This is a genomic window from Piscinibacter gummiphilus (assembly GCF_002116905.1).
In the GTDB taxonomy this organism is placed as follows: Bacteria; Pseudomonadota; Gammaproteobacteria; order Burkholderiales; family Burkholderiaceae_C; genus Rhizobacter; species Rhizobacter gummiphilus.
This window is the reverse complement of sequence record NZ_CP015118.1, coordinates 5,016,280-5,028,775: the sequence shown is the minus strand read 5'-3', so window position 1 is coordinate 5,028,775 and position 12,496 is coordinate 5,016,280. Positions and strand designations below refer to the sequence as shown.

At 71.3% G+C, this 12,496-nt stretch carries 10 protein-coding genes; 5 read left to right on the top strand and 5 right to left on the bottom strand.

The window, feature by feature from the left end; translation table 11 throughout:
- Window positions 1-139: 139 nt before the first annotated feature.
- Entirely contained in the window at window positions 140-712 is a 573-nt protein-coding gene (locus A4W93_RS22945) for a superoxide dismutase family protein (RefSeq protein ID WP_085752818.1), read from the bottom strand.
- A 111-nt stretch (window positions 713-823) separates the two neighbouring features.
- Window positions 824-1,723, bottom strand: a complete 900-nt coding sequence (locus A4W93_RS22940) for a LysR family transcriptional regulator (protein WP_085752817.1) — start codon at window positions 1,721-1,723, stop codon at window positions 824-826.
- Window positions 1,724-1,892: 169 nt separating this feature from the next.
- Here A4W93_RS22940 and A4W93_RS22935 point away from each other — a divergent pair, with 169 nt between their 5' ends.
- Genes A4W93_RS22935 through mmsB form a run of 3 tightly spaced genes read left to right on the top strand, consistent with a single transcriptional unit; the run spans window position 1,893 to window position 5,534 of the window.
- The gene (locus tag A4W93_RS22935) at window positions 1,893-3,113 is read left to right on the top strand and encodes an ABC transporter substrate-binding protein (RefSeq protein WP_085752816.1); all 1,221 of its coding nucleotides are present in this window, start codon (window positions 1,893-1,895) and stop codon (window positions 3,111-3,113) included.
- 23 nt (window positions 3,114-3,136) lie between these two features.
- Window positions 3,137-4,639, top strand: a complete 1,503-nt coding sequence (locus A4W93_RS22930; RefSeq protein WP_085752815.1) for a CoA-acylating methylmalonate-semialdehyde dehydrogenase — start codon at window positions 3,137-3,139, stop codon at window positions 4,637-4,639.
- Between the two features lie 16 nt (window positions 4,640-4,655).
- Window positions 4,656-5,534, top strand: a complete 879-nt coding sequence (gene mmsB, locus A4W93_RS22925; RefSeq protein WP_085752814.1) for a 3-hydroxyisobutyrate dehydrogenase — start codon at window positions 4,656-4,658, stop codon at window positions 5,532-5,534.
- Window positions 5,535-5,575: 41 nt separating this feature from the next.
- On the opposite strand, the gene A4W93_RS22920 is transcribed toward mmsB, so the two are convergent.
- The 3 genes from A4W93_RS22920 to A4W93_RS22910 all read right to left on the bottom strand — a co-directional run bounded on the left by A4W93_RS22920 (window position 5,576) and on the right by A4W93_RS22910 (window position 9,180).
- Window positions 5,576-6,937: a HipA domain-containing protein gene (locus A4W93_RS22920; protein WP_169726581.1), complete on the bottom strand. Its 1,362-nt coding sequence runs from the start codon at window positions 6,935-6,937 to the stop codon at window positions 5,576-5,578.
- Between the two features lie 124 nt (window positions 6,938-7,061).
- Window positions 7,062-8,558, bottom strand: coding sequence for a TIGR01777 family oxidoreductase (locus A4W93_RS22915; RefSeq protein ID WP_085752812.1), 1,497 nt, complete (start codon window positions 8,556-8,558; stop codon window positions 7,062-7,064).
- 1 nt (window position 8,559) lies between these two features.
- The gene (locus A4W93_RS22910; protein WP_085752811.1) at window positions 8,560-9,180 is read right to left on the bottom strand and encodes a DUF4166 domain-containing protein; all 621 of its coding nucleotides are present in this window, start codon (window positions 9,178-9,180) and stop codon (window positions 8,560-8,562) included.
- Window positions 9,181-9,300: 120 nt separating this feature from the next.
- Here A4W93_RS22910 and A4W93_RS22905 point away from each other — a divergent pair, with 120 nt between their 5' ends.
- Window positions 9,301-11,085, top strand: a complete 1,785-nt coding sequence (locus A4W93_RS22905) for a sensor histidine kinase (protein WP_085752810.1) — start codon at window positions 9,301-9,303, stop codon at window positions 11,083-11,085.
- Window positions 11,082-12,449, top strand: coding sequence for a sigma-54-dependent transcriptional regulator (locus A4W93_RS22900; RefSeq protein ID WP_085752809.1), 1,368 nt, complete (start codon window positions 11,082-11,084; stop codon window positions 12,447-12,449). The genes A4W93_RS22905 and A4W93_RS22900 overlap by 4 nt, the downstream gene beginning before the upstream one ends.
- Window positions 12,450-12,496: the final 47 nt, after the last annotated feature.

Below are 12,496 nucleotides of genomic sequence, written 5' to 3'. Positions count from 1 at the left end.
GCTCCGGGCATCAGCACAACAGGAGGGATGGAACGCCCTCTTCGGTCGTCGCCCGCGTCCGACTGCAACGAGGCTCGATGATGGTGGCGCAGGGCACCGTCGGCGCGTGTAGGAAATCTACCGCTTCGCGGGCCAGTGCTCAACGGGCCTTTGCTTCGATCACGCCGCACAGCACCCGCGGCCCGGAGTTGCCCGCGGGGTCGGTCTTGTAGTCGTCCGGGTCGGCGTGCACCACCAGCGCCCGGCCCATCACCGAACCCTGCCCCGGGGACAGCGTGACGTTCGGGTTCGTGTACTCGAGCGAGGCCCGGCCGCCGGCATCGGCCACGAGGTTGGGCTGGTCGCCTGCGTGGTTGGCGGTGGGCATGCCCCCCGGCGCGCCGTGATGCTTGGACATGCCCGGGTCGAAGTGCCCGCCGGCGGCGCCGAAGGCCACGGTCTTGCCGGTGGCGGCGTCGGGGGCCGGGGCGCACGCGCCGTTCAGGTGGATGTGGAAACCGTGCGGTCCGGGGGTGAGGCCGGCGGCCTCGATCTTCATCGACACGCCCGCGCCGGTGTCGGTCAACGTGGCGCGGCCGGCGGACTGGCCCTCGGCCGTGCGCAGGGTGACCTCCGCCGCCACGGGACCGGCCGCGGCGCGGTCGGGGGCGGGCTGGCTGCAGGCCAGGAGCGTGGCGAAGGGCAGGGCGGCGAGGACGGGCAGGACACGCATCGTGGTTTCTCCAGGGGAATCCGCGAGCGTACGAAGGGGCCGTGTGCGCGGATGCAGGACATCACGCCGTGCGGCTGTAGGACGAGGGGCTACCCGAAAAGCGTCGATCGATCAGGCGGTCCCGAGCAGGAAGTCCTGCTGCACGCGGGCCGCCTCCCGCAGGTAGTCCCACAGCGCGCGCACCCGGGCGATCTCGCGCTGCTCCTTCGGGGCGTACATCCAGAAGGTGCGGACGACGGACGCGTCGTCGTCGAGCACCCGCACCAGGTCGTCGTGGCCCGCCGCGAGGAAACACGGCAGCACGCCCAGCGCATGGCCGCGCCGCACCGCGTGCATCTGCGCCACGATGCTGGTGCTGCGCAGCGCCACGTGGGCGCCCGGGGTGATCTTCTGCAGGTAGCGCAGCTCGGCGCTGAACGAGAGTTCGTCGACGTAGCCGATGAAGCGGTGCGCGGCCAGGTCCGCGAGCTGGCGGATGGGCGGGTGGCGGCGCAGGTACTCGCGGGTGCCGTACACGGCGAGCCGGTAGTCCGACAGCTTGCACACGACGAAGGAGCCGGCGCGAGGCCGTTCGATGCTCACCGCGAGGTCCGCCTCGCGCTTGGAGAGGTTCACGAAGCGGGGCACGGCCAGCAGGTCCACCTCGATCGACGGGTGGCGGGCGCAGAAGTCGGCGAGGTGCGGGGCCAGGAACGCGCTGCCGAAACCTTCGGTGCCGCCCAGCCGCACGTGGCCGGTCAGCACCTGGTTGTCGCCGGCGATGCGCGAGTCGACCCGCGCGAGCGTGCGTTCGATGTCCTCCACCGACTCCAGCAGCCGCTGGCCGATGGGCGTGAGCACGTGGCCCTGCGGGCTGCGGTCGAACAGCTGGCTGCCGATGTCCGACTCGAGCTTCTTCAGCCGGCGCGTGACGGTGGAGTGGTCGAGCCTCAGCGCGGCGGCGGATTCGAGCGCCGAGCGGCTGCGGGCCACGGCGAGGAAGACGCGCAGGTTGTCCCAGTTGATGTCCATCGGTGAGGTCTCAGGGGTTGCCCGTAAGGGTTCGACACGATGTGCGCGATTGCACAGCGGCTTGGCGCCGATGCCCGAACGTGTTGCACAAATGCAGTCGTACATTCTGAACGCCTCGTGCAGCAACGCAAAGCCCGGGGCCTTCCGCACCGGCTTTCCAGGAGACCCCATGACCCGCCTTTCCCGCTCCGCCTGCGTGTTCGCCGCCGCCCTGTCGGGCCTCGCCAGCGCCCATGCCCAGATCTCCGACAACGTCGTCAAGATCGGCGTGCTGACCGACATGGCCGGCCCGTACTCGGGCATGGGCGGCGCGGGTTCCGTGGCCGCGACGCAGCTCGCGGTGGAGGACTGCCTGAAGGGCCCGTGCAAGGGTCTGAAGATCGAGGTGGTCTACGCCGACCACCAGAACAAGGCCGACATCGCCTCCAGCAAGGCGCGCGAGTGGCTCGACCGCGACAAGGTCGACGCGATGGCCGACCTCACGAACTCCGCCGGGGCACTGGCCGTGCAGAAGCTCGTGAAGGAGAAGGGCGGCATCGCGCTCTACAGCGGCCCGGCCACCACGCGGCTCACGAACGAGGAGTGTTCGGCCACCGGCTTCCACTGGATGTTCGACACGTACGCGATGGCCAACGGCGCGGCCACCACGCTGACGAAGAGCGGCAAGAAGAACTGGTACTTCGTGACCGTCGACTACGCGTTCGGCCACTCGCTCGAGAAAGAGGGCGGCGACATGGTCAAGGCCAACGGCGGCACCGTGGTCGGGTCCGTGCGCCACCCGCTCGGCGCGTCCGACTTCTCGTCGTTCATGCTGCAGGCCCAGGCGTCGAAGGCGCAGGTGGTGGGCCTCGCCAACGGCGCGGCCGACACGGTCAACGCGATCAAGTCGGCGCGCGAGTTCGGCGTCGGCACGAAGGACCAGACGCTGTCGGCGCTGCTGATGTTCCTGACCGACGTGCACGCCCTCGGCCTCGAGACCGCGCAGGGCCTGACCTTCACCGACGGCTTCTACTGGGACCTCGATCCGCAGACCCGCGCCTTCTCCGAACGCTTCGCCGCGAAACACAAGGGCGCCAAGCCGACGATGGTGCAGGCGGGCGTCTACTCGAGCGTGCTGCACTACCTGAAGGCCGTGGCCGCCGCGAAGACCGACGATGCCAAGGTCGTCGCCCAGAAGATGCGCGAGCTGCCGATCGAGGACGCCGTGATGCGCAACGCCAGCATCCGCCCCGACGGCCGCGTGATCCACGACATGTACCTGTTCCAGGTGAAAAAACCCTCCGAGTCGAAGGGCGCGTGGGACTACTACAACCTGCTGGGCACGGTGCCCGCAGCCACCGCCTTCAAGCCGCTCGACCAGTCCACGTGCGACCTGGTCGCGAAGAAGTGAACCGTCCCCTGAAAGGAGCCGCCATGGCCACCGACATCCCCACCCTCGACCTCGTCATCGGCGGCCAGCGCGTGCGCTCGGCCAGCACCGAATGGCGCGACGTGCTCAACCCCGCCACCCAGGAGGTGGTGGCCCGCGTGCCGATGGCCACGCGCGACGAGGTGGACCGCGCCGTGGCCGACGCGAAGCGCGCGTTCGCCACGTGGCGCAGCACGCCGCTCGGCGCTCGCATGCGCGTGATGCTGCGGCTGCAGCATCTCGTGCGCGAGAACACCGCGCGCCTCGCCGAACTCATCACCCGCGAGCACGGCAAGACGCTGCCCGACGCCGAGGGCGAGGTGGGGCGTGGCCTGGAAGTGATCGAACACGCCTGCGCGATCCCGTCGCTGCAGCTGGGCGAGATCGCCGAGAACGCCGCCACCGGCGTCGAGGTCTACAGCCTGCAGCAGCCGCTGGGCGTGGGCGCGGGCATCACCGCCTTCAACTTCCCCGTCATGCTGCCCTGTTTCATGTTCCCGATGGCCATCGCCACCGGCAACACCTTCGTGCTCAAGCCGTCCGAGCAGGACCCGAGCTCGACGATGCTGCTGGTGGAGCTGGCCCACGAGGCCGGCCTGCCGCCGGGTGTGCTGAACGTCGTGCACGGCGGGGCCGAGGTGGCCGACATGCTGTGCGACCACCCGGACATCAAGGCCATCTCGTTCATCGGCTCCACCCACGTCGGCACCCACATCCACGAGCGCGCGGGCGCCGCGGGCAAGCGCGTGCAGGCGATGATGGGCGCGAAGAACCACTGCGTGGTGCTGGCCGACGCGAACAAGGAGCAGGCCATCAACAACCTGCTCGGTTCCGCCTTCGGCGCGGCCGGCCAGCGCTGCATGGCGAACTCGGTGGTGGTGCTGGTGGGCGAGGCACGCGACTGGCTGCCCGAGATCGTCGAGAAGAGCAAGGCGATGAAGGTGGGCCCGGGCACCGACCGCACGGCGGACCTCGGGCCGCTCGTGAGCGCAAGGGCGCGCGACCGCGTGGTGGGGCTGATCGGCAAGGGCGTCGAGGAAGGTGCGAAGCTGCTGCTCGACGGCCGCGGCTGCAAGGTGCCCGGCTACGAGTCGGGCAACTTCGTCGGCCCCACGGTGTTCGGCGGCGTGACGGCGAAGATGGAGGTCTACACCCAGGAGATCTTCGGCCCCGTGCTGTGCGTGGTGGGCGTGGAGACCCTCGACGACGCCATCGCGTTCGTCAACGCGAACCCGAACGGCAACGGCACGTCGATCTTCACCGGCAGCGGCTGGGCTGCGCGGAAGTTCCAGGCCGACATCGACGTGGGCCAGGTGGGCATCAACGTGCCCATCCCGGTGCCGGTCGCGTACTTCAGCTTCACCGGCTCGCGCGGCTCGAAGCTCGGCGACCTGGGCCCGAACGGCAAGCAGGCCGTGCAGTTCTGGACGCAGACGAAGACCGTGACGGCGCGGTGGTACGAGCCCGGCAGCGAGTCGCGCCGCATCAACACCACCATCGCGCTCTGACGCGCCGGGAGACGCCATGCAGATCGCATTCATCGGGCTCGGCAACATGGGCCTGCCGATGGCGCTGAACCTCGTCAAGGCCGGGCACGCGGTCAGGGGCCTCGACCTCGCGGAGGCGCCGCGGCAGGTGCTGGCCGAGGCGGGCGGCCGGCGAGTGTCGTCCGTCGCGGAGGCGGTGGACGGCGCCGACCTCGTGATCACGATGCTGCCTGCGTCGAAACACGTGCAGTCGTTGTACGGCACGGGTGTGTTCGACCACGCACCGAGGACCGCGCTGCTCGTCGACTGCTCCACCATCGCGCCCACGGTGGCCCGCGAGGTGGCGGCCGACGCGGCAGCGAGGGGCTTCGCGATGATCGACGCGCCCGTCTCGGGCGGCACCAACGGTGCACGCGCCGGCACGCTGACCTTCATGGTCGGCGGCGCCGCGGCCGACGTCGAACGCGCGCGGCCCGTGCTCGCGGCGATGGGCCGCAACATCCTGCACGCGGGCCCGAGCGGAGCGGGGCAGACCGTGAAGGTCTGCAACAACATGCTGCTCGGCGTGCTGATGCTCGGCACCTGCGAGGCACTGCGGCTCGGGGTCGCCAACGGCGTCGACCCCGCGGTGCTGTCTGAGGTCATGGGCAAGAGCTCGGGCTCGAACTGGGCGCTGCAGGTCTACAACCCGTGCCCCGGCGTGATGCCCGACGTGCCGTCCTCGCGCGGCTACACCGGTGGCTTCGCGGTCGATCTGATGCTCAAGGACCTGGGGCTGGCCGTCGAGAACGCCGAGGCGAGCGGCGAGCCCGTGCCGATGGGGGAGCAGGCGCGGCGGTTGTACGAACGCTTGAGCGCATCCGGCCACGGGGGGCTGGACTTTTCGAGCGCGTTCGAGAAACTGGGCCCTGGTTGAACCACCCGCGGCCCGGCTGGAGGGGCGGCTCCCCGCTGATCTCAGCGCGGAAGGAGTGGGGCCACAAACGCTTTGGCGACCTTCAGATTCTCGTGGGCTGCCTGACGCATCTCGTGCGACAGAGGTGCCGGCAGGTCCTCTTTCATTGCAGCCATCCAGAACCGTTCAGCCGCCGCGGCCGCGCGCGCCCACACCGCGGGGCGCGCGCCGATGGTGCCGACCTTGGGCTCGATGGGAGCCAGGTCCGGGTCCACGCCGCCGCCCAGCGAGGCGTAGCGCATCGGGAGGATGTCGTAGGCCGGCGCGACGCCTTGGTACTCACCATCCTCGCGGATCAGCAGCGAGATGTTCTCGAAGTGCCGATCGTTGTTGCCGATCAGCTCGCTGAAGGCGGCCATGGCATCGATGTTCCTGGCGTCTTCGGCCGTGAGGTAGCGCTCTTGCTCGCAGCGTGCTGCGAACTCGGACCAGGAATCCCTCCTTCCGAAAAACTCGTCGTCGACGGAGCCGGCTGAAAGCATGCCGACTCGGCCATTCAAGCCGATGCGGTCGAAGCGTTGCACCTCCAGGAAAACATAGTCGCCCCCTGCGAGCAGCCGAGTGCTGCTTGCAGGAACGCCGATCTCGGCCAGAGACCGCAGGGCCAGGTGTTCCAGCGGCAGGAGTTCGGCCATGCGGCTGCCGACCTTGGCGAACTTGACGATGACGTGCCCGGTGTCCTCCGTCAGCCAGAGGAACTTCGGCTGTTCGCCACCTGCACTGGAGCCGTATGCGGCACCCCGCAGAGCTGAGGCCATGCCGACGTAGTCGTCGACCTTGTCCTCGGCTGGCGTTGGCTTGGCGGCCAGGAAGGCGAGTTCCCTTTCAAGGGGGGCGTCGCCGAAGACGAGGTTGCCGGGCAGGTTCAGGCCCTGCGTGAAGAGGTATGCGACCCGGTGGTCGTCGCCCCAGTCCTTGAGGCTGGTCGGGAATGGCTGGTTTCGCGCGGCCTCATGTGCCAGTTGCCGCCCCAGGAAGCCCGAGGGTGCTGCGAAGAGCATGTACGGCGGCAAGCCTTCATAGAGGCGCGTCACGTCGCCGATCCGCTCGACGGTGGCGCCGCCAGCCAGGAACTCCACGTCGGCAAAGGGCTCGATGTTGCCTCCGCGCATGTGCCGGTAGATCCGCTGGCGGGGACTCAGGCCCATGGGAAGCTGGCGCAGGAGGCCGTACATCGGCGTTCGGACCCCACGCACACGGAAACTCGTCACCGTGCGTGACAGGACCTGAATAGTTCGCGAGAGCGTGGGTTGACTGATTCCGAGCGCGGCAATGAGTTGCGCGGCCGAGCGACTCCCATACAGAAGCTGTCTCTCGATCTCCTGAGGGAGGTCGGCTTTCGATGGACGGTGGGTGACGCTCACTGGAATTGCTTGTGAATAGTTCGGAGCATTGTATGTCGATGCCAGTTCGGATTCTTCAATGGCATTCTCAGGATCCTTGTGAAGCCAGCCATCGCTCTGCGACAGGCGGGTTCGATCTGGCGCTTCAACGTCGAACGGTGGTGGAGGGCGACGGCTCGACGCAGGCCGCCGCGGGCCGCCCCGAGGAGGCCGCAGCCAACGCCGGCAAGGCCTGGCGCAGCGTCGCATACCGGAAGCGGTACCCACCCGCCAGCGCACGCCGCGGCCACACCGCCTGCCCGTCGAGCAGCAGCGTCGCCATCTCCCCAGCCACGGCGCGCAGCGGTGCGCCCGGCATGCGGAGCCACACCCGGCGCCCGAACGACGCAGCAAGCGCACGGGAGAACCCGGCCTGGTCGCAGTGTTCCGGTGCCACCGCGTTGACGGCCCCTTGCACGGCGGGGTCGGCCATTGCCCAGCGCACGAGGCCCACCGCGTCCTCCAGGTGCACCCACGGCACCGGCTGCCGCCCGTTGCCGAGCACCGCGCCGAATCCCAGGCGCGCCGCCAGCGCCTGCATCGGGTACGCCCCATCCTCCGTGCCGAGGACGACACCGAAGCGCAGCCGCACCACCCGCAGCCCCAGGCCTTCCAGCCGGCGCGCCTCGTGTTCGGCGGCGGCGCACAGGTCCGACTGGAACACGCCCGGCTGGGGCGGCGTGCCTTCGTCGCAGCGTGTGCCGGCCTCGGGCACGCCGTAGTAGCCCACGGCGGAGGCCGCCACGAGCACGCGGGGACGCTGCTCCAGCCGGCGCACGAGGGCGTGCAGGGCCTCGCTCAGGCGGGTGCGGCTCTCGACCAGCTCGCGGCGGCGCGCCGCCGTCCACGGGCGGCCCAGCACACGCGCGCCGGCCAGGTGGACGATCGCGCCGATGCGGGTCTCGGGGGCGATCTCGTCGAACGAGCCCACCGAGGTGACCGCCGGATCGAACTGCAGCCGGGCCTGGCGCACGTCGCGCGTCAACACGATCACGCGGCGGCCTTCGGCCCTCAGCCGGGCGACCAGGGCGCGGCCCACGAAGCCGGTGCCGCCGGTCACGAGCACGGCCTCGGCACCGCGCGGCACCGGCAGCACGGCTGGCGCGGGGACCTCGCCCAGCCGCCGCACCGCGAGCGCGTTGCGCACGCTCCAGGCCCACACGCCGGCGGCCATCGCGGTGAACCACCACGAGACCAGGCCGCGTCCGTTCGCCACCAGCGCGGTGGGTTCGGCGGCCCAGTCCAGCAGCACCGGCCCCATCACACCCACGAAGAGGCCGTAGCTCACCGTCAGCACCGTGTGCAGCCAGCGTTCGAAGGGGGGCAGCTGGCGGGTGCGGTCTTCCTCGAGGAAGTCGGCGAGCGTGATGACCACCTCGACCGCGAGCACGATGGCGATGGCCAGCGCGAAGAGCCCGTGCCAGGCCCACCACGCGAGGCCCAGGAACAGCGCGCCGTACAGGGCCTCGCGCGCCGCGTGCAGCGCGAGCTCGCGGCGTGCGCCCCGCTGCTGCGGCAGGCGGGCCTGCCACTCGTGGTGCCACAGGTTGTCGAAGGCGCCCAGCAGCGCCTGGCAGATCAGGATCGTGTCGATCAGCAGCATCTCAGTTCTCCTCGACCGGGTCGATGAACTCGCCGGTCTGTTCGAAGGTGACGCCCCACCAGGGGTGGGTCATCGTCAGGGTGAAGCGGAAGCGGTTGGCGCCGAGGTCGCGGTGCTCGACGCGGCACTGGCCGGGGCTCAGCCACCGGGGCAGGTTCAGCACGAGGGAGCCGACACACCACGCGTAGCGGCGGCTCCGGAAGACGAGCGCGCCGTCGTCCTCGAGCACGTCGAGGGCCATCGCGAGGCCGCCGGCGGTGCGCTCCAGCACGCCATTCCCGTCCGGGTGGGCGAGCTTGGTCGACGACACCAGCTGGCCGCCGAGCTGGCGGGACCACACGACACCGCCGTGGCCGTCCGGGTAGACCTCGACGGACGCGGGCACGTCCGTGACGCAGTGCGGCACCAGCGGACCGCGCAGCGGCCAGGCGAGCCACGCGATCACGCGGCCGAGCGGCGAGCAGCGCAGGTCCATGCGGCCGGCGTAGGTGACCCGGGCCGCATGGGCGCCGAAGCGGCGGCGGACCGCGGCGGGGAGGCGGGCCCAGCCCGGACCCACCATCGCGGCGAGGTCCAGCGGTTCGGCGGGGTGTTGACGGCGGGTGTGGGCGAGGGTGTTCATGAGCCTGCTTTTGCGAGAAGCGGGCCAGGCGCTAAGTCGTTGATTTCATTGAAGAAGTGATCCGTACCTGTCGCCATCGTTTACAGTCCGGTTCCCGAGGGCTGTCAACGACGTATACAGATGCTGCTGCGTGTCGCGATGGGGTTTTCGCTGGTGGAGACGCTGGTGCTGGCCGGCGTGCTCCTCGCCTGGGCCGACCGGGTGGCGGGCGGCCGCCTGCTCGCGGCCTTCCTCGCGGCGATCGCGGTGTGGATCGTCGGCAACGAACTGCCGAACTGGTTCGGGCCCGGGGTCGAGACGCTCGCGCTGCACCTGCTCGGCACCGCGCCGCTCACGTCCGCGCTGTTCTTCCATTTCTGCGTGGTGTTCTGCCGGGCGCCCGTGGGCACGGGCTGGATCCGCGCGGCCTACGTGCTGGGCCTGGCCGCGGTGCTGGTGTCGCAGGGCCTGCTGCCGGCCTACTTCGTGGACCATCCCCACGTGGGCCGCATCGCCTGGGCGCTGCCGGCCGCGTGGGTCACCAGCATCTCGTGGGTGGTGCTCGGGGTGGCCGGTGTGTCCGTGCTGCTGCACACGCTGTTCCGGGCGCGGCCCGAGGGGGCGGTGCCGGCCCGGGCCCAGGTCGCCGCGGTCACCGCCTCGTGCCTGTGGGGCCTCGTGTGCCTGTGCGGCTACGGCATCGCGCTGCTGCGGTGGCCCGTCTATCCGTTCCCCCTGCTCCTGCTGCCGTTGTACCCGCTGATCCTCGTGTACGGCATCCTGCGCTACGGGGTGTTCGTCGCGAATGCGTGGGCCGGCCGCGCGCTCGTCTGGACCCTGCTGCTCGCGGTGGGCGCGGCCATCGTCGCGGTGATGCCGCTGCTGCTGCCCTTCGAGTCGCGCTGGCTGAGCGGCCTCGCGGTGGCCGCCAGCTGCCTCGCGCTCGCCGGGCCGGTGCGCGGCTTCGTGCAGCGGCTCGTGTACCCGGGCGGGGAGGTGAGTGCGTCCGACCTCGGCGCGTGGCGCCGCGCGCTCGCCGACGCCGACACGTTCGACGCGCTGGCCGCGACGGCCTCGGACCTGCTCTCGCGGCGCCTCGGCATGCCGGCGCGGGTCGTGATCGACGGCGATGCCGCCGCGTCCATCCCGACCCTCGCGATGCGTTCGTCCGCGGCCGGCTGGACACCCGAGTGGATCGGCTGGGAGGCCGCGCCGCCCGGCCCGCGCCACGCGGCCGAACTGTTCGCCACCGTGCTCGCGGACGCCACGCTGCGCGTCGAACAAGGCCAGCAGCTCGCCGCCCGCGAACGCGAGCGCCAGCTGCAGGCCCGCCTCGCCGAACTGGGCGCGCTGGCCGCCACCGTGGCGCACGACATCCGCAACCCCCTCAACATCATCGGCATGGCCGTCGCGCTGGCGCCCCAGGAGACACGGGCCGAAGTGGCGGCCCAGGTGTCCCGCATCGCCCACCTGACGAACGACCTGCTCGACTACGCGAAGCCGTGGCGCCTCCAGCGCGAGCGCACCGACCTGCGCGCGCTCGCCGACCGCCTCGCGCTGCGCGAACCGGGCCTTCGCCTGTCGCCGGCGTGGCCGGAGGCGCTGTGGGTCGAGGCCGACGCGCGGCGCATGGAGCAGGCGCTCGTGAACCTCGTCGAGAACGCGCGGGGGGCCGCGCCGGACGGCTGCACGCTCGACGTCGACGTGGCCGACGGACGGGTCGCCCTGCACGTCTGCGACAACGGCCGGGGTGTACCGGACGACCTGCGCGAGCGGCTGTTCCAGCCCTTCGCGTCGCGCAGCCAGGGCGGCACGGGCCTCGGGCTCGCGATCGTCGCGCGCATCGCCGAGGCCCACGGCGGCCGCGCCCACCTGACCGAACGCGCCGGCTGGCGCACCTGCTTCACGCTGGAGATGCCCCGATGACCCCCGACACCACCTCGCCCGCCGAGCCCGGCCGCGTGCTGCTCGTCGACGACGAACCGGCGTTCCAGCGCCTGGGCGGCGCCTTCCTGCGCAACCTGGGCCACGAGGTGCTGCTGGCCGGCGACGGCGAGTCGGCGCTCGCCGCGTACGCGGACGACCACCCGGACCTGGTGCTGCTCGACCTCGCGATGCCGCCCAGCATGGACCCGGAGCAGGGGCTCGCGCTGATCCCGCGGTTCGCGGGGGTGCCGGTGGTGGTGCTCACCGGGCACGCGGAACACGAACTCGCGCTGCGTGCGGCCGAACTCGGCGCCTGGGACTTCCTGTCGAAGCCGATCGACCCCGACCTGCTCCGCTTCGTCGTTACGCGGGCGCTGCGCAAGCGCAAGCTCGATGCCGAGGTGGCCCGGCTGCGGGCGCAGCAGGGCGACGACGCCATGGGGCTCGTCGGGCAGGCCCCGGCGATCCAGTCGCTGCGCGCGATGGTGCGGCGTGTCGCGCCCACGCGGGTCAACGTGCTGGTGCTGGGCCCCACCGGCACCGGCAAGGAACTTGTCGCGCGCGCGCTGCACGACCACGGCCCGCTCGCGAGCGGCCCGTTCGTGCCGGTGCATTGCGGCGCGCTGTCGGCCGAGTTGCTGGAGAGCGAGCTGTTCGGCCACGTGAAGGGCAGCTTCACCGGCGCCTACCGCGACCAGGCCGGCCTGGTGGAAGTGGCGCGCGGCGGCACGCTGTTCCTCGACGAGGTCGGGGAGATGCCGCCGCCGATGCAGGTCAAGCTGCTGCGCTTCCTGCAGGAGGGCAGCTACATGCCGGTGGGCGGCCGCGTCACGCAACGCAGCGAGGTGCGCGTGGTGGCCGCCACGCACCGCGACCTGGAGGCCATGGTGCGCGCGGGCACCTTCCGGGAGGACCTGTACTACCGGCTCAAGGGCATCGTGCTGCGCACGCCGGCCCTCGCAGAGCGGCGGCAGGACGTGCCGCTGCTGGCCGCGTGTTTCGCGCAGCGGCGCGGCGCGGGCCTGTCCGCCGGCGCGCTCGCGTGGCTCGCCGCGGGCGAGTGGCCCGGCAACGTGCGCGAGCTGAAGGCCGTGGTCGACGCCGCGGCCGCGTTGCTGCTGCCCGGGCAGCGCGACCTGGACGCGGAGACCCTCGCACTCGCCGCCGGCGTGCCGATCACCGAGACGGCACCCGCCGCCGACGAGGCCGACGGCCTGCTCGACCGCGCGCTGGTGGAACTGGAACGCCGCATGATCAGCGAGGCGATGCAGGCGGCGGGCGGGAACCAGTCGGAGGCGGCGCGGCGGCTCGGGGTCTCGCGGGTCGGGCTGATCAAGAAGCTCACGCGGCTCGGGTTGCGCTGATTGGGGTGCGGCTCATGCAGTCCTCACGCCCGCCCTCCCGAGGAATC